At 69.7% G+C, this 17,244-nt stretch carries 17 protein-coding genes and 1 pseudogene; 7 read left to right on the top strand and 11 right to left on the bottom strand.

The window, feature by feature from the left end; translation table 11 throughout:
- From GBO37_RS12375 to GBO37_RS12385, 3 genes are all read right to left on the bottom strand, one after another.
- Positions 1-444 (bottom strand): lysylphosphatidylglycerol synthase domain-containing protein (locus GBO37_RS12375; RefSeq protein ID WP_252929257.1); only part of this gene is annotated, 444 nt, incomplete at its 3' end.
- Positions 441-2,018, bottom strand: coding sequence for a sulfatase (locus GBO37_RS12380; RefSeq protein WP_252929259.1), 1,578 nt, complete (start codon positions 2,016-2,018; stop codon positions 441-443). The genes GBO37_RS12380 and GBO37_RS12375, both read right to left, overlap by 4 nt.
- Positions 2,015-2,758, bottom strand: coding sequence for a CDP-alcohol phosphatidyltransferase family protein (locus tag GBO37_RS12385; RefSeq protein ID WP_252929261.1), 744 nt, complete (start codon positions 2,756-2,758; stop codon positions 2,015-2,017). Before GBO37_RS12385 ends, GBO37_RS12380 begins: the two co-directional genes overlap by 4 nt.
- Positions 2,759-2,860: 102 nt before the next feature.
- On the opposite strand from GBO37_RS12385, the gene GBO37_RS12390 reads away from it, so the two are divergent.
- The 7 genes from GBO37_RS12390 to GBO37_RS12420 all read left to right on the top strand — a co-directional run bounded on the left by GBO37_RS12390 (position 2,861) and on the right by GBO37_RS12420 (position 12,021).
- Entirely contained in the window at positions 2,861-3,409 is a 549-nt protein-coding gene (locus GBO37_RS12390; RefSeq protein ID WP_252929263.1) for a cytochrome b, read from the top strand.
- 163 nt (positions 3,410-3,572) lie between these two features.
- A complete protein-coding gene (locus tag GBO37_RS12395) occupies positions 3,573-6,638 on the top strand; it encodes a response regulator (protein WP_252929265.1) in 3,066 nt (1,021 codons plus the stop codon).
- The gene (locus GBO37_RS12400; RefSeq protein ID WP_045981320.1) at positions 6,635-7,498 is read left to right on the top strand and encodes a protein-glutamate O-methyltransferase CheR; all 864 of its coding nucleotides are present in this window, start codon (positions 6,635-6,637) and stop codon (positions 7,496-7,498) included. Before GBO37_RS12395 ends, GBO37_RS12400 begins: the two co-directional genes overlap by 4 nt.
- Positions 7,488-9,317: a response regulator gene (locus GBO37_RS12405; RefSeq protein ID WP_139598141.1), complete on the top strand. Its 1,830-nt coding sequence runs from the start codon at positions 7,488-7,490 to the stop codon at positions 9,315-9,317. The genes GBO37_RS12400 and GBO37_RS12405 overlap by 11 nt, the downstream gene beginning before the upstream one ends.
- A 201-nt stretch (positions 9,318-9,518) precedes the next feature.
- Entirely contained in the window at positions 9,519-10,553 is a 1,035-nt protein-coding gene (locus GBO37_RS12410; RefSeq protein WP_371927573.1) for a methionine ABC transporter ATP-binding protein, read from the top strand.
- Positions 10,543-11,217 carry a methionine ABC transporter permease gene (locus GBO37_RS12415; protein ID WP_045981317.1) on the top strand — a complete coding sequence of 225 codons (675 nt, stop codon included), beginning with the start codon at positions 10,543-10,545 and terminating at the stop codon, positions 11,215-11,217. Before GBO37_RS12410 ends, GBO37_RS12415 begins: the two co-directional genes overlap by 11 nt.
- A 30-nt stretch (positions 11,218-11,247) precedes the next feature.
- The gene (locus GBO37_RS12420) at positions 11,248-12,021 is read left to right on the top strand and encodes a MetQ/NlpA family ABC transporter substrate-binding protein (RefSeq protein ID WP_252929267.1); all 774 of its coding nucleotides are present in this window, start codon (positions 11,248-11,250) and stop codon (positions 12,019-12,021) included.
- On the opposite strand, the gene GBO37_RS12425 is transcribed toward GBO37_RS12420, so the two are convergent.
- The 8 genes and pseudogenes from GBO37_RS12425 to GBO37_RS12460 form a co-directional block, all read right to left on the bottom strand.
- Positions 12,008-12,763: an ABC transporter permease gene (locus tag GBO37_RS12425; protein WP_252929269.1), complete on the bottom strand. Its 756-nt coding sequence runs from the start codon at positions 12,761-12,763 to the stop codon at positions 12,008-12,010. The genes GBO37_RS12420 and GBO37_RS12425 overlap by 14 nt on opposite strands.
- Positions 12,751-13,065: a hypothetical protein gene (locus GBO37_RS12430; RefSeq protein WP_252929270.1), complete on the bottom strand. Its 315-nt coding sequence runs from the start codon at positions 13,063-13,065 to the stop codon at positions 12,751-12,753. Before GBO37_RS12430 ends, GBO37_RS12425 begins: the two co-directional genes overlap by 13 nt.
- Positions 13,066-13,380: pseudogene (locus GBO37_RS21620) on the bottom strand (hypothetical protein); the annotation flags it as partial.
- Positions 13,319-13,996: a TenA family protein gene (locus tag GBO37_RS12440; RefSeq protein ID WP_252929272.1), complete on the bottom strand. Its 678-nt coding sequence runs from the start codon at positions 13,994-13,996 to the stop codon at positions 13,319-13,321. The pseudogene GBO37_RS21620 and the gene GBO37_RS12440, both read right to left, overlap by 62 nt.
- Entirely contained in the window at positions 13,993-14,925 is a 933-nt protein-coding gene (locus GBO37_RS12445) for an ABC transporter substrate-binding protein (protein WP_252929274.1), read from the bottom strand. Before GBO37_RS12445 ends, GBO37_RS12440 begins: the two co-directional genes overlap by 4 nt.
- The gene (locus GBO37_RS12450) at positions 14,922-15,893 is read right to left on the bottom strand and encodes a HesA/MoeB/ThiF family protein (RefSeq protein ID WP_252929276.1); all 972 of its coding nucleotides are present in this window, start codon (positions 15,891-15,893) and stop codon (positions 14,922-14,924) included. The genes GBO37_RS12445 and GBO37_RS12450 overlap by 4 nt, the downstream gene beginning before the upstream one ends.
- On the bottom strand, positions 15,890-16,486 hold the full coding sequence (locus tag GBO37_RS12455) for a thiamine phosphate synthase (protein ID WP_252929278.1): 597 nt from the start codon (positions 16,484-16,486) through the stop codon (positions 15,890-15,892). Before GBO37_RS12455 ends, GBO37_RS12450 begins: the two co-directional genes overlap by 4 nt.
- A complete protein-coding gene (locus GBO37_RS12460) occupies positions 16,483-17,244 on the bottom strand; it encodes a thiazole synthase (protein ID WP_252929280.1) in 762 nt (253 codons plus the stop codon). The genes GBO37_RS12455 and GBO37_RS12460 overlap by 4 nt, the downstream gene beginning before the upstream one ends.

Below are 17,244 nucleotides of genomic sequence, written 5' to 3' on the forward strand. Positions count from 1 at the left end.
GGACGGCAGTGTCAGCCCGCCCGGCATCAGCGTCACGGTCAGCGCGCCCGCCGCCAGCACCAGGAACAGCGCGACCTGGCCCGCCAGGCGCTCGATCGCGACGGCGGCACCGGCGCGGCGCAGGCCCGCCTGATGACGCGCGCGGACCGCGCGGCCGGCATCGCCCACGACACCGCCGGGCAGCGACTGGTTGACGACCTGCGCCAAGTAATATTCGCCGATGGCCCGGGTGAGGGGGATGGTCTGGCCAAGCTGCCGCGCCGTCAGCCGCCAGCGCATTGCCGACAGCACCGTCTGCGCCGTCAGGGCCAGTGCTGCGGCCGCCAGCCACAGCGGATCGGCACGCACCAGCAGGTGCAGCGCCTGCTGGCCGTCCAGGCCGAACCACAGAAGCGCCATCACCGCCAGGGCGACCAGGATTTGAAGACTGCGTGTCACGTTCATGCAGGAGGCACGTCCAAGGACCCGGAAAAGTTGCGCATGAAACGGTCGCGAAGTGCTTCCATCGGCATCGCCGGGCTGCCCGGTTCCGGGACCAGCCCCCGCGTCAGGCCCCAACCGTCGGTCCGCGCGACCAGATCGGGCGGGCCGATGACATGGATCGGAACTTCTCGGCGGTCGTCCAGGCCGATGGTGGTAGCAGCCTGGTGATCGCCGACCAGGATCATCAGGGGCGCGTCCGTTCCTTGCCGCGCGGCATAGTCCAGCACCGCCTGCAGCGTATAGTCGATCGTGTCACGATACTGGGCCCGCACCCGGTCGCGGTCGCGCCAGACGACGTTCGGCGGATCGCCCGCTTGCGCCATCGCGTCGAATTCGGTGCCGTCACCCAGATCCTCCCAGGGCAGCATTTCGGGGACCGGGGTCCAGGGCGCGTGGGACGAGATCAGGGCGATCTGCGCGAACAGGCGGCGGGGGTCGCTGCCTTCGCGCAACAGGCGGTCGGTGGCGGCCAGCGTGAACTGATCGGGCATGGTGACCCAGTTGAACGGCTGCCCGCGATAGCCCAGGTCGGGCGCGGCAAGGATCCGCTGGAAGCCCATCGTCGACGCCTCGGGCCAAGGACGAACGATGGCGGGCATCACGGCCGCGGTACGGAACCCGGCATCGGCGGCGTGGTGGAACAGTGTCCGGCGCCCGCTGGCGATGGCCGCCTGATAGCGCGTCTGGTCATTGACCCACAGCCCGTTGGCCAGCGTCGCATGCGCCAGCCAGCTTTGTCCGCCATGCGTCGGCGATGTCAGAAACCCCGATGCCATGGCCAATCCGCGATCTTGCAGCACCTGCTGTCCCTGGCGCAGCCGGGGCAGGTGCGTGTCGGCAAAGAAGGGCGTGTCAAAGCTGGTGCGGCCATAGCTTTCCAGAAAGATCACCAGAACGTCGCGATCGATCAGCGCCAGCGGATTCTGCAGCCCGGCCAGCGTATCCTGGCGCGCCTGTTCGTTGAACTGGCGCAGCTCTGTCACGGTGCGTGCCGACAGCTGAGCGCGGTCGATGGCATAGGCGGCCGTCGGGGGCGGCATTAACGCCAGCAGCGCGATCCCCGCGACAGAGGCTGCCAGACCGGCGATCCGCATCCAGGCGGCGCGCGGGCCCTGGCGCATCAGCACGCCCATCGCCCACCATGTGCCCGCAACGATAAGCAACGTGGCCAGAAGCGCGGCCAGAACTGCACCCGCCGCCTGCCAGGGGCCTAGGCTGCCGGCGATCAGCCGGACGGATGCATCGATCAGGGGCAGGTCCGCGACCGGATTGAACCTGCGGCCCAGGCTTTCCAGCATCGCCAGGTCCGCGACCTTCAGCACAGTGACCAGCGTCAGGGCCAGGGTCGCCGCCACGCGCAGCAGCCGCCCCGCGACCGTCCGGCCCGCGGCCAGCGCCAGCAGGATCAGCACCGCCAGTTCCGGCGCCGGGCGTGCCAGCGCGGCCCAGGCCAGCTGATCGGGATGCGCTGGCAGCGCCAGCAGGACGTGCAGCAGCAGGATGGCGGCAAGGACCGACAAGGGCCGGGGGATCACCGATGGCCCCGCAACCACAGCACGTCGCGGCCAAAGGACCAGATCAGCGCCGCCGCCGCGATCCGCGCCAGGGTGATTGCCAGATCGTCCGACAGGACCGGCACCTGAAGCGCGATCAGCGTCGCAAGCTGCAGCACGCAGACGGCCTTGCGGGCATAGCTGACCGGCAGCGGCGCCATGATCCACGGCCAGGCCAGCCCCGCCCCGATGAACAGATAGCGCATGACGCCAAGGGCCAGGATCTCGGGTCCGACGGGGCTGCCGGCCAGGGCGTGCAGCGCAAGGATCAGGGCCAGCGCGGCGTCGACCTCCATGTCGAAGCGGGCGCCGAAATCGGAGCACAGCCCGCTGCGCCGCGCCAGCCAGCCATCCACCCCGTCCAGCGTCAGTGATATGGTCGCGATCGCCGCCACTGCCCAGCCCGCCGCGACCCCGCCGACCAGGGGCGCGATCAACGCCGTCGTCAGCGCCATGCGCATCAGCGTCACCGCGTTGCACGACCCCAGCCTAGCATGCGGATAATGCCTGCGCATCGCAACGCAGACCAGCGCGGCCCCCGCCAGATAGACGACGCCCGCGACCAGGGCACCCGTGCCCTGGCCCAGGATCATCACGCCGATGCCCAGGTTCAGGGCCAGCCCCGCGGGAATGGCCAGGATCAACCCCTCGGGCAGGCGGCGGCCTGGGGCGGGGGCCGGTCTGACGGTGGGATCGGCAAGGTCGGGGCGGGAAATCTGCATCGGGTGAACATATGACAGGGGCATGACGCGTCAAGCTGACTTCTGAACAGGCTTGCCTCAGCACGATCCCGGGCTATCCTGTCGCGACAGGAGGGCTGCGCCATGGATCACCGACCCGTAGGCTATGGCACCACGGCGCGGATGCTGCACTGGCTGGTCGCGGCGCTGATCCTGGCGATGATCCCCGTGGGTCTGCTGATGGTGCAGGACGGGCTGGACCGCGGCCTGGGCGACGCGCTGTACCTGTTTCACAAGAACGTGGGCAGCCTGCTGATCGCCATCATCGCGGTGCGGCTGGTCTGGCGGCTGACGCATCCGCCCGCGCCGCTGCCCGCGACCATGCCCGACTGGCAGCGGCGGGTGGCAGGGCTGTCGCATCTGGCGCTGTACGGACTTATGGTCGTGATGCCGCTGTCGGGTTACGTCCGCGTGCGCGCGGGCGGCTTTCCGATCGAGGGGCTGGATGCGCTTGGCCTGCCGACGCTGGTCCCCCGGTCAAAGCCCCTGGCCGACGCCGCCAGCAGCCTGCACGAACTGGCGGCGTGGGCGCTGATGGCGGTGTTGGCCCTGCATGTCGGCGCGGCGCTGCACCATGCGCTGATCCGGCGCGACGGGGTCTGGGCGCGGATGTGGCCGCCGCGGGCGCGCTGAGCCCTCGACAGGACCGTCCGGTTTGGATATGGCCATGCGGCGCGAATGACGGGGACCGTCGGGTCGCACCGGATTATCAAATATTGATCACAGGCGGTTGAACGAAAGGTCCTGTCGCGGCGTTCGACGGTGACGTCGAAAATGCCGCCGACCAGGAGAGATCGTGACCAAGACCCAAGACCTGACGATTCTGGTCGTCATCGCAGCGGCCCTTGCCGGCGTGTTCACCCTTGATCTGATGGTGCCGTTGGGGACGGCGGTCTGGCTGATCTATATCCTGCCCTTGAGCCTTGCGGTCTTCGCGCGCTGGCCGGCGCTGCCGGTGGCCACGGCTGTGCTGGTCTGCGTGGCGATGGCGCTGGCGTTCCAGAAGGACAACACCGGCATCGATCCGACCGTGGCGGCCGTGAACCGCGGCTTGGCCGGGATCGTGTATCTGTGCCTGGGGTTTCTGGGGCGAAGGCTGATCGTCACCCGCGGCAAGCTGCTGGACACCGACTGGATCACCGGCACCCAGGTCGCGGTGTCCCGTGCCGTCCAGGGCGACCTGACCGCGGAAAAGCTGGCCCGCCAGGTCCTGCAGGTTCTGGCCAACCGGATCGGCGCGAGGGCCGCCGTCGCCTATGCCCGTAATGGACATGGCCACCTGCGGCTGGCGCAGTGGGGCACCGACGGCGACGCCCTGGCGGAACGCGTGGCGGATGACGAAGGCCATCTGGGCCGCGCCGTCACCGAAGGTCGCATCCTGCAGTTGTCCCTGGCGCCGGACCAGGCGCTGGGCTGGGCGACGGGACTGGCGCGGGGGCGCACGGCGCATGCGCTGATCGTGCCGATGCGGGACGGGCAGCTGATCAACGGCGTGCTGGAGTTCGGGCTGGATGCCGCCCCGCCGCCTCGCGTGATCGACCTGTTCGAGCGTATCGGAGACAAGCTGGGCATTGCGCTGCGATCCGCCCAGTATCGCCAGCAGCTGCAGGAGTTGCTGGAGGAGACCCGCCGTCAGGCCGAGGAGTTGCGCGCCCATACCGAGGAGCTTGCGGCGTCCAACGAGGAGCTGGAGGAGCAGACCCGCGCCCTGCAGGACAGCCAGCGCCGGTTGGAGGCACAGCAATCAGAGCTGGAAGAACAGAACGCCCAGCTTGAAAGCCAGACCCAGGAGCTGGAGGAACAGCGCGATGCGCTGGCCCGGTCGCGCCGGATGCTGGAGGATCAGGCGCAGGAGCTGGCGCAGGAGAGCCGCTACAAGTCCGAATTCGTCGCCAACATGTCGCACGAGCTGCGCACGCCGTTGAACGCGTTGCTGATTATGTCGCGGCTGCTGTCGGACAACCGCGGCCGCAACCTGTCCGAGGAGCAGGTCCGCTGGGCCGAAACGATCGAGGCATCGGGCAAGGATCTGCTGGCGCTGATCAACGACATCCTGGACCTGTCCAAGATCGAATCCGGCAAGATGGACGTGTCGCGCGACACGGTCGAGCCGCAGGCGCTGGCCGACAAGCTGGTGCGCGCCTTCGAGGCGCAGGCCCGCGACAAGGGGCTGACCCTGTCGGCACAGGTCGATCCCACGGTCGCGGCGTTCTCCTCCGACCGGCAGCGTCTGGAGCAGGTGCTGCGGAACTTCATCTCGAACGCGCTGAAATTCACCGAACGGGGGCAGGTGGTGCTGCATATTTCCCCGGCGGCGCAGGGGATCGCGCTGTCGGTGCAGGACAGCGGCATCGGCATCGACGCCAGCCAGCAGGAGACCGTGTTCGAGGCGTTCCGGCAGGCGGACGGCACGATCTCCCGCCGCTTTGGCGGAACGGGGCTGGGCCTGTCGATCTGCCGCGAATTGGCCGATCTGCTGGGCGGGCGCATCACGCTGACCAGCGCGCCCGGCAAGGGCAGCACCTTCACGCTGATCCTGCCCGCCGCACCGGCGCTGCAATCGCCGGCACCTGCGCGGCGGTCCTTGCCCGCGCCCACGATGCCCGAACCCGCGCCGATGATGCTGGACGCCCTGCCGGGGGTTGAGGACGACCGCGCGGACATCGGCGCCGGGGACCGGGTGATGCTGGTGGTCGAGGACGATCCGGCATTCGCCCGCATCCTCTACGGTCTGGCGCAGGAGCTGGGCTTCCGCTGCGTCTGCGTGGGCCGAGCGGATGACGCGGTGCGTGCGGCGCGCCATTTCCTGCCGCAGGCGATCGTGATGGATGTGGGCCTGCCCGACCATTCGGGCCTGTCCGCGCTGGACCGGCTGAAGCGCGACACGACCACGCGACACATCCCGGTGCATATGGTCTCGGCCGACGATTACACCAAGGAGGCGCTGGCCCAGGGCGCCATCAGCTATATGATGAAGCCGGTGCGGCGCGACGACTTGGCCACGGCGATCCGCAACCTGGAGACCCGCCTGGAACAGCGCCTGCGCCGCGTGCTGATCGTCGAGGACGATCCCGCGCAGATGCTGGGGCTCAAGGCGCTGCTGACCAGCGACGGGGTCGAGACGGTGGGCGCCGGTACCGCCGCCGAGGCACTGCAGATCTGCCGCAGCCAGACGGTCGACTGTATCGTCCTGGACATGACGCTGCCGGATGCATCGGGGTTCGAGGTGCTGGAGCAGCTGGACGGGGACGGCACGGCGTCCTTCCCGCCGGTCATCGTCTATACTGCGCGCGCCTTGTCCGAGGCCGAGGAGCAGCGCCTGCGCCGCTATTCGAAATCGATCATCATCAAGGGCGCCAAGTCGCCTGAACGCCTGATCAACGAGGTTACGCTGTTCCTGCATCAGGTCGTGTCCGACCTGCCGCAGAAACAGCGCGACATGCTGGCCGCGTCGCTGAACCGCGATGCGCAGCTGGAGGGGCGCCGCATCCTGGTGGTCGAGGACGACATCCGCAACGTCTATGCCCTGACCGGCGTGTTCGAGCCGCATGGCGCGACCGTGCAGATTGCCCGGAACGGCCGCGAGGCGCTAGAGGCCCTTGGCCGCATCAACGACGGTGCCGCGCCCAAGATCGACCTGGTGCTGATGGACGTGATGATGCCCGAGATGGACGGCCTGACCGCCACGCGCGAGATCCGCAAGATCGACCGCTGGAAGGGCCTGCCCATCATCATGCTGACCGCCAAGGCGATGGCCGAGGATCAGAACCAGTGCCTGGCGGCGGGGGCGAACGACTATCTGCCCAAACCCCTGGATGTCGACAAGCTGCTGTCGCTGACCCGGGTCTGGATGCCGCGATGAGCGTCGATCCCGTCCCCCTGCGCGCGGCCGACGCGATCGAGCTGGACCTGTTCCTGGAGGCGCTGAACCGGCGCCACCATTACGACTTCAGGTCCTATTCGCGCGCATCGCTGGCCCGTCGCGCCGAACTGGCGCGCGAAAGGCTTGGCTGCGCGACCCTGTCCGAGGTGCAGGGCCGCCTGCTGCACGATCCCGCGGTGCTGCCCGACATCATCGACGCGATGACCGTGCAGGTCAGCGAACTGTTTCGCGATCCGGCCTATTACCTGGCGCTGCGCCGCGAGGTGATCCCGCATCTGCGGACATTCCCCTCGCTCAAGGTCTGGGTGGCGGGCTGTGCCGATGGCGAGGAGCTGTATTCGCTGGCCATCCTGTTCCGCGAGGAGGGGCTGTTCGACCGCACGATGTTCTATGCGACCGAGATCAACCGCCGCGCCCTGGCCCGGGCCGAGGCCGGCATCTATGACATCGACCGCCTGCCGGTCTTCTCGCAGAACTATCAGCGGGCGGGGGGGCTGGGGTCGCTGTCGGATTACTATACCGCCGCCTATGGGCGCGCGGCCTTTGACCGGGGCCTGCGGTCGCGCACGGTGTTCACCGAGCACAACCTGGCCACCGACCAGGTCTTTTCCGAGGTCCAGCTGGTGTCGTGCCGGAACGTGCTGATCTATTTCGACGGGACGCTGCAGGACCGCGCCGTGGGCCTTTTCGCCGAGGCGCTGGCGCGGGGCGGCTTTCTTGGCCTCGGCTCTCACGAGACTTTGCGCTTTTCCACCCATGCCGCGTCCTTCGCGGCCTTTGCCGAACCGGACCGGATCTGGCGCCGGAATGCCGACCAGGAGACTGTTCATGCCCGATAGACCCATCCGTTTCCTGATCGTCGACGACATCGCGGAAAACATCATGGCGCTGGAGGCGCTGCTGCGGCGCGACGGGCTGGTGGTCGACACCGCGCGGTCCGCGACCGAGGCGCTGGAACTGATGCTGCAGCACGATTATGCGCTGGCCTTCCTGGACGTGCAGATGCCCGGCACCGACGGCTATGAGCTGGCGGAACTGATGCGGTCCACCGAACGCACCCGCGGCGTGCCCATCATCTTCGTCACCGCCGCCGAGATGGACGAGGCCCGCCGGTTCCGCGGGTACGAGGCGGGGGCGGTCGACTATATCTTCAAGCCCATCGACCCGGTGGTGCTGAAATCCAAGGCCGAGGTGTTCTTCCGCATCGGCCGCCAGGCCAAGGACCTGCAGCGCCAGCGCGACGAGATGCAGGACATCGCGCTGCACCGCGACCGCGCGATGGCGCAGCTGAAGGCCCATGCCGACAATTCGCCGCTGGCCTTCGTCACGCTGGACCGGAACCTGTGCGTGCGCAGCTGGTCCAAGGGGGCCGAACGCATGTTCGGGCGGCCCGCGGGCGACATGCTGGGCATGACCGCCACCGCGGCGGGCTGGCTGGACGAACAGGGGGCCGCGCTGCTGACCGGCTGGCTGGACAGCCAGCAGGACGGCGTGCCGCGCTTCTCGGCCGAGATCAGCCTGGATCACGCCGATATCGGGCCGATCTGCTGCGAGGTCTATGGATCGGTCCTGTCCGAGGGTCTGAACCGCCAGTCGCTGTCGCTGCAGGTCCAGGACATCACCGAACGAAAGCAGTCCGAGGAGGTCCGCGCGCTGCTGATCGGAGAGCTGAACCACCGCATCAAGAACACCCTGGCAAACGTCCAGGCCATCGCCCGCCAAAGCCTGCGCCAATCCGGCAGCCTGCCCGAGTTCGAGACCAGCTTTGGCGGGCGCCTGCAGGCGCTGGCCCGCGCCCATTCGATCCTGTCGGATGCGACCTGGGCCAGCGCACCGCTGGATCAGCTGATCGACGACCAGATCAGTTCGGGCACGCTGGACGGCGACCGGCTGCGCCGCGACGGCCCGCCGGTGGAACTGGCCCCCGACACCATGCTGCGCCTTGCGCTGACGCTGCACGAATTGGGCACGAATGCCGCGAAATACGGGGCGTTGTCGGTTCCGGGCGGGATCGTGCACATCGCCTGGCGCCTTGAGGGGCAGCGCCTGGTCCTGACCTGGCGCGAGACGGGCGGCCCGGCGGTCACCGCGCCGTCGCGCATGGGCTTCGGCATGACGCTGATCGGGGCGGCCGGGGGTGGCGATGCGGCCGCGGTCAGCGCCGACTGGAACCCCGACGGGGTCGTCTGGACCATCCGTCTGACCGACGGCGTGACCCGGCTGGCGGGCCAGGCCGCCGCCGCCGAGGCGCTGGTCGGCCAACCCGTCATCCGCGCATCGACGCTGGAGGGCGCGCGCGTCCTGCTGGTCGAGGACGAGCCGCTGGTCGCGCTGGACCTGCGCTATGAGCTGGAGGATGCCGGGGCCACCGTCACCGGCGTCGCCCGCAGCGTCCCCGAGGCGATGGCCGCTGCCCGGAACGGGCCGATCGACCTGGCCCTGCTGGACGGCAACCTGAAGGGAGAGCCGGTGGACGAGGTCGCGGCCCTTTTCGACAGCCTGTCGGTGCCGTTCTGCTTCGTGTCGGGCTATGGCCGCGAGAACCTGCCGCAGGGGTTCGACCACGCGCCGCTGATCGAAAAGCCGTTCCGCCCCGACACGCTGCGCACGATCCTGACCGCGCTTCTGGCGCGCGGGGTGCCGGACGCCGCGGAATAAGGACGCCGTCCTGCCCGATGCGCGTCCCGACCGCCGCGGTCCGTGCGCATCGGCCGGGGCAGGGCCTGCGTTCCGGCAGGCTGCGCGGCGCGCGAACGGCCGTTCCGGGCGGGATCGCGGTGCGGCTGAGGCACGGCTTGCGCCCGGCGGCCGTTTCGGGCAGGACCGCGCCCTGACTTTTGGCAAGCATGCAGGATGCGGATGACCGGCGCGGCGATAACCTTCGAAGGGCTGGGCAAGTCCTTTCCCAAGGCAGGAGGGCAGGTGACGGCGCTGGCCGACATCACCCTGTCGGTCCCTGAGGGCAGCATCACCGGCATCATCGGCCGTTCCGGCGCGGGCAAGTCCACGTTGCTGCGCATGGTGAACGGGCTGGAGCGGCCGACGACGGGCCGCGTCACGGTCTCGGGCCGCGACGTGGGCACTGCGACGGGGTCCACGCTGCGCGCGATCCGGCGCGATGTCGGCATGATCTTCCAGCACTTCAACCTGCTGGCTTCTCGCACGGTGCGGGGCAACATTGCCCTGCCGCTGGAGGTCGCGGGCACGCCGCGCGGCCAGATCCGCGCCCGCGTCGACCAGCTGATCGAGCAGGTGGGCCTGGGCGCGCTGGCCGACCGATATCCTGCGGAACTGTCGGGCGGGCAGAAGCAGCGCGTGGGCATCGCGCGCGCCCTGGCCACCGGCCCCAAGGTCCTCCTGTCGGACGAGGCGACCAGTGCGCTGGACCCCGAGACCACGCAGACCGTCCTGGACCTGCTGGCCCAGATCAACCGCGATCTGGGCGTCAGCGTCCTGCTGATCACGCATGAGATGGCGGTGCTGCGCGACATCGCCAGCCACATGGCGGTGATCGAGGCGGGCCGCATCGTCGAGGCCGGTCCGACCTACGACATCTTCGCGCGCCCCCAGCACCCGACGACCCGGCGCTTCCTGTCCGGTGTCACGGGCGCCACGCTGCCGGCCTTCGTCGCGGCGCGGCTGCAGACCGATCCGCCGGGCGACCAGGTGATCCGCGTGACCTTTGCCGGCACGCATGCGACCGACCCGATGCTGGCGCGGCTGGCGACCGATCTGGGCATCAGCGCCAACATCCTCGGCGGCACCATCGAGGAGATCGGCACGCGCCCCTTCGGCAACCTGCTGATCTCGGTGCCGCAGGACCGGGGCGACCAGGCCCGCGCCTTTCTTGAGCAACACGGTCTGACCACGGAGGTGCTGGGCCATGTCCGCTAACCTGATCCCGATCCTGTGGGACGCGACGCTGCAGACCCTCTACATGGTCGCCATCTCGGCCATTCTGGGGACGTTGGGCGGGCTGCCTCTGGGCGTGTTCCTGGCCTGCTCTCAGCGGGGGGAACTGCTGTCGGCGCCGTGGATCAACAAGGTGCTGGGGCTGGTGGTGAACGCCACGCGTTCGGTCCCGTTCATCATCCTGGTCGTGGCGATCATTCCCTTCACGCGGGCCGTCGTCGGCACGTCGATCGGCACGGACGCGGCCATCGTGCCGCTGACCCTGGCCGCCATCCCCTTCATCGCGCGGCTGGTGGAAAACGCCATCCGCGAGGTCGATGCCGGCCTGATCGAGGCCGCGCGCGCCATGGGTGCGACGCCGTTCCAGATCATCCGCAAGGTGCTGATCCCCGAGGCGCTGCCCGGCATCACCCTGGGCCTGACCCTGGCCGTGGTCAGCCTGATCGGCTATTCCGCGATGGTCGGCGCGGTCGGCGGGCAGGGCCTGGGCGATCTGGGCATCCGCTATGGATACCAGCGCTTCATGCCCGAGGTCATGGCCGCCGTCGTCGTCATCCTGATCGTGCTGGTGCAGCTGGTCCAGTCGCTTGGCGAATGGATCGCGGCCCGCGTCGACCGCCGCGCGCCCCGCAACCGCGGCGCCTGAATTTCCCGCAGACAAGAAAGGACGAATCCCATGCTGCGTCTGACAACCTTCGTATCCGCCATCGCCCTCTCCTCCGTCGCCATGGCCGAAGACATCAAGGTCGGCGTGTCCCCCGGCGAACATGGCGAGATCATGGAGAAGGTGGCCGAGGTCGCCGAACCCCTGGGCCTGACCATCGAGGTCATCGAGTTCTCCGACTACGTCGTGCCGAACCAGGCGCTGGCCGATGGCGATCTGGATGCCAACAGCTTCCAGCACCGTCCCTATCTGGAGAACCAGATGAAGGACCGCGGCTTCGAGCTGGTCGAGGTCGGCACCACCATCACCACGCCGATGGGGATCTATTCCGACAAGTTCGAGGACATCGCCGACCTGCCCGAGGGCGCGCAGGTCGCGATCCCGAACGATCCAACCAATGGCGGCCGCGCGCTGCTGATCCTGCAGGATCTGGGCCTGATCACCCTGGCCGAGGGCACGGGCCTGGTTCCCAGCCCGCTGGATGTCAGCGACAACCCCAAGGGCCTGCAGTTCTTGGAGCTGGATGCGGCGCAGCTGCCCCGCGCGCTGGCCGATGCCGACATCGCGGTGATCAACACCAACTATGCGCTGGCCTCGGGCCTGTCCCCGCGCGAGGATGCCATCGCCATGGAAAAGGCCGACAGCCCCTATGTGAACATCCTGGTCGTCCAGCAGGGCCGCGAGGCAGAGCCTTGGGTCAAAACCATGGTCGAGGCCTATCAGTCGCCCGAGGTCAAGGCCTTCATCGACGAGAAATACGACGGGGCCGTCATCACCTCGTGGTGATCGCTTGGGGCCGTCCTTCGGGGCGGCCCTTTTCCGTCAGACGCTGGACCGCGCCCGCCGCGGCGAACAGCGCCAGTCCCATCGCGGTCAGCATGGCCAGGGCTGCGAACATCAGGTCGGTCTGACCCCGCCCGTTCGCCATCAGCATCACATGGCCCAGGCCCCGGCTGGAGCCGACCCATTCGCCCACGATCACCGCCAGCGGCGCCTGCACCGCCGCCAGCCGCAGCCCCGAGCCAAGCGCGGGCAGGGCGGCGGGCAGCTGGATCAGCGTCAACCGCCGCAAAGGCCGCGCGCCCATTGACCGCGCCAGATCGTCCAGCGCCGCGGGCGGGCGCATCAGCGCGTCGAACAGCACCGACGCCACCGGGAAATAGACCACCAGCGCCACCATCACGACCTTGCTGGGCGCGCCGTAGCCCAGCCACAGCGTCAGGATCGGGGCCAGCGCAAAGACCGGCACCGCCTGCGCCGCGATCAGCATCGGCCGCAGTAGCCAGCGCGCCGCGGGCGACAGCGCCAGATTGACCGCCGTCCCGACCCCAAGCGCCACCCCCAGAGCCAGTCCCGCCGCCAGATTGGCCAGCGTAAAGCGCGCATTCACCGCCAGCATCGCGGCGTGATCCATCAGCGCCTGCGCCACCCGCGCGGGACCGGGCAGGATGAAGGGCGGCACGCCGCTGGCCCAGACCACGCCCTGCCAGACCGACAGTGCGACCAGGACGGCGATCAGGCCGCGCATGGCATCAGGCTGCGGAACAGCGCGGTTTGGGCCGCCAGAACCTGCGGGTCGTCCAGCGCGCGCGGCGTGGGCGTCGCGGGCAGGGCCAGCGGGCGGGTTCCGCGGGCATCCAGCAGGAAGGCCGCGTGGCAGAGGCGCGCCGCCTCCAGCGGGTCATGGGTGATCAGGATGACCGTGCGCCCGGCCAGGTGCCGCGCCCCCAGATCCTGCATCTGCGCCCGCGTGGCGGCGTCCAGCGCCAAGAAGGGCTCGTCCAGGACGACGACCGGGCGATCCTCGATCAGGGTGCGGGCGAGGGCCACGCGCTGACGCTGGCCGCCCGACAGCTGGGCGGGGCGGCGCGCCTCCAGACCTGCCAGGCCAAGATCGGCCAGCAGGGCGCGGGCGCGGGCGCGGTCGGGGGCCTGCCCGCGCAGCCGCGCGCCGATGGTGACATTGGCCAGCGCATCGGCCCAGGGCAGCAGCTGATCCTGCTGGCGCGCCCCGGAGGACAGTCCAGCGCCAGATCCGGCAGCAGCACCCGCCCGTCCAGGATCAGATCGCCCGTGATGCGGATCATGTCCGGTCCAGCCCCATCTGCCAGAACCCGACCTCCAGCTGGGTGGCCTGGGTGAAATGGCGCGCCAGCGTCCGCGCGCGGGGCAGGGCGGGCCAGTCTGGGCCCAACCGCGCCTGCAGCGCCGCGTCGATCAGCGCGCCGACATCATGGCAGACGCGCTGATAGTCGGCGCCGCCATAGGTCGCGGTCCATTCGCCATAGGGGCCGCCGCTGTCCGCATGCGCCAGCCCGATCTGGCCATAGCCGAAGACGCAAGGCGCCAGCGCCGCCAGCAGGTCCAGCATGTCGCCCGCATAGCCGGTGGCCTGCACGAAGCGCGTATAGGCCATGTTCGCGGGCGATTCCGGGGTGTCCTGCAGCATGCCTTCGGGGATGCCTTCGCGGCCGCAGATCGCGACATGCAGCGGCATCTCTCCGTTCAGCAGGCCGTGGGCGATGGAGGAGGCCAGCGCCATCTCCGACATCCGGTCCGACTTGGCAAAGACCAGCGCCCAGGATCGCGCGAAATGCAGCAGGAACACGTAATCCTGCCGCAGATAGTGCAGGAAGCTGTCGCGGGGCAGGCTGCCCGCCGCCAGCTGCCGGACGAAGGCATGGTCCACATAGGCGTCCCAGTGATGCCCCGCCGCGTCCCGCCACAGCGCGAACGCGCGGCCGTAGTCGGGCGCGCTCATGGTGCGGTCACGTCGATGGCCAGATCGGACAGCGACTGTCCGCCCGGCGTGGCGCCCTGGTCGGCCAGGAACGCCTCGAACCGCAGATAACGGCCCGCGTCCAGCGCCGCGGGGCGCCCGGCAAAGCGGGGCCAGGTGTCGGCCCACGCGGCCTCGTTCAGGGGGGTGCGCAGTTCGGCGGCGGTCTCCGCGAACATCCGCCACGCCGCGTCGGGGTCGTTCTTGATGAAGGCCGTGGCGCGTTCCGTGGCCTCCAGAAAGGCCGCGATGGCGGCGCGGTCCATGCGGGCGGGATCGGCCAGATAGATCAGCTCGTCATAGGCGGGGATGCCGTGATCCTCGGGGTTCATGCAGCGGCCCTCGAACCCCTCTAGCCGCAGCTGGTTCAGCTCGAAGTTTCGGAAGGCGCCGATGACGCCGTCCACCTGTCCCGACATCAGCGCAGGCGCGATGGACCAGCCGATGTTGATCTGTTCGACATCGTCGGGGGTCATCCCGCCATCGGCCAGCATGGCGTCCAGCATCACCTCCTGGACGCCCGCCACGGCAAAGCCGACCTTGCGGCCGGACAGGTCGGCAGGGGTGGTGATACCGCTGTCGGCCAGCACGACCAGACAGGTCAGCGGCGTTTCCACCAACGTGCCGACGCGGGTCACCGGCAGGCCCTGGTGGCGCGACAGGTGCAGCTGCGGCTGATAGCTGACGGCCAGATCGACGCGCCCGGCGGCGACCATGCGCGGCGGATCGTTGGGGTCGGACGGGGCCACGGTCTGAACCGCCAGCCCGGCATCCGCGAAATAACCCAGTTCCTGAGCCAGCACGATCGGGGCATGGTCGGGGTTCACGAACCAGTCCAGCATCACGGTCAGCCGGGTTTCGGCATGGGCAGGCAGGGCCAGCACGGCCAGCGCCAGGGTCAGCGTCTTCATGGGCGTCCTTTCAGGTCGTCATCGGTCAGGGCCAGCAGGGCGATGCGCCCCGGCCAGCGCGATTGCAGGATCCGGCCGGCATTGTGCGCGCGCAGGCCGGTGCGACAGGCCAGCACCACCCGCGGGGCGGGGCCGGGGTCCAGATGCGCGATGCGGTCTGGGGGCAGGTGGCGGGCGCCGGCGATGGGCGCGGCCTCGGTCCGCAGGTCGATCAGTAGGTCGCCGGGGGCGATCTGGGCGTGGGCGATGAAAGGCAGGGGATCGGCGGGTTCGGGCGCGGTGTCGAAGCGGAAGCCGCCCATCCGCCAGCCGCCTGCGTCCCAGCTGATCAGCCGCCCCAAGGGCCGAGGGTCCAGGCCCAGCAGCACGGCCAGCGCCATCTGCGCCTGCAGCGCTCCGATCATGCCGACGACGGGGCCCAGCACGCCCGCACTGGCACAGTTGGCGGCCKGCGCCGGCAGATCGGGAAAGATCGCGCGCAGGCTGGGCGCCCCGCCGCAGCAGCCCGCGGCATAGCCCGACACGCCAAGCGCAGAGGCGGTGATCATCGGCCTGCCCGCCGCCATGCAGGCATCCGACAGCGTCAGGCTGACCGCAAAGCTGTCGGCGCAATCCAGCGTCACGTCGGCTGCCTGCACCAGATCGCTCGCGTTGGCCGGGGTCAGCCATTCCACACGCGGCACCACCTGACAGTCGGGGTTCAGCACCGCCAATGCGGCCGCCGCGGCCTGGGCCTTGGGTCGGCCCACCTGGTCCATGCGGTACAGGGGCTGGCGGTGCAGGTTCGTCTCCTCCACGCGGTCGGGATCGACCAGCGTGATCCGACCCMCTCCCGCGGCGGCCAGGTATTGCAGCGCGGGGCAGCCCAGCCCGCCCGCGCCCACGACCAGCACGTGGGCCTGCGCCAGCCGATCCTGGCCCGCGGCGCCGATGCCCGGAAGCACCATCTGGCGTGCATAGCGGTTCATGCCGTCACCGCCAGCCAGTCGGCGATCCGCGCCTCGGGGTCGGAGTTCAGCGTGATGTCGGTCACGGCCGATACGATGTCCGCCCCCGCCGCCAGCGCCTGCGCACCGCGATCGGGGGTCAGCCCGCCGATCGCGACCAACGGAATGTCGCCCACCAGCGCCTTCCATTCGGTGACCCGGTCCAAGCCCTGTTCATGCCAGCGCATCTGTTTCAGGATCGTGGGCCAGACGGGCCCAAGGGCCACATAATCGGGGGCCAGCGCCAGCGCACGGTCCAGTTCCGCCCGGTCATGGGTCGAGACGCCAAGCCGCAGCCCGGCGCGGCGGATGGCGGGCAGGTCGGCGTCGTCCAGGTCCTCCTGCCCCAGGTGCAGCCAGTCGGCGCCCAGATCGATCGCCGCCTGCCAGTGGTCGTTGACGACCAGCGTCGCGCCATGTGCGCGCGCCAGGCGCAGCCCGCGGTCAATCTGGTCGAGGACGTCGGCGGGGTCGCGGTCCTTCAGCCGCAGCTGGACCAGCCGGACGCCCAGGGGCAGAACGCGGTCCAGCCATGCGGCATCATCGAAGATCGGATAGAAGCGCGGCTGCGTCACAGCCAGGCCCTCCCGATCAGGGGGGTAGAGGGCGCGCCCATGTCGCGCACCCCCATGGGATCGGCGTCGCGCGCCACGGCGCCCGCCTGCACCGCCAGCGCAAAGGCGCGGGCCATCGCGACCGGGTCGCCCGCCTGCGCCACCGCGCTGTTCAGAAGGACCGCGTCGAACCCCATCTCCATCGCCTCCGCCGCATGGCTGGGCAGGCCAAGGCCCGCGTCGATCACCATCGGCACATCTGGAAAGGCCGCGCGCAGCATGCGCAGCCCATGGCGGTTGTTCAGCCCAAGGCCAGACCCGATGGGCGCGCCCCAGGGCATCAGCACCCGGCACCCCGCATCCAGCAGGCGGGCGGCCAGAACCTGATCCTCGGTCGTATAGGGGAACACCTGGAACCCCTCGGCGCAGAGCGTCGTCGCGGCCTCCAGCAGGCCGAAGGGGTCGGGCTGCAGGGTGTCGGCATGGCCGATCACCTCCAGCTTGATCCAGTTGGTTTCAAAGACTTCGCGCGCCATGCGGGCCGTGGTCACGGCCTCTCGCGCGCTGTGACAGCCGGCGGTGTTGGGCAACACGCGTACGCCCAGATCGCGGATCAGCGACCAGAAGGCTTGGCCTTGGCCGGCCTCGCGGCGCAGCGACACGGTCGCCACGCCCGCACCGCTGGCGCGGAACGCCTCCTGCAGGACCGACGGGGACGGGTATTGGGCGGTGCCCAGCATCAGCGCGTTGGGCAGGGTGACGCCATAGAAATCACGCAT

The organism is Paracoccus sp. 08 (assembly GCF_024105395.1).
Lineage (GTDB): Bacteria > Pseudomonadota > Alphaproteobacteria > Rhodobacterales > Rhodobacteraceae > Paracoccus > Paracoccus marcusii.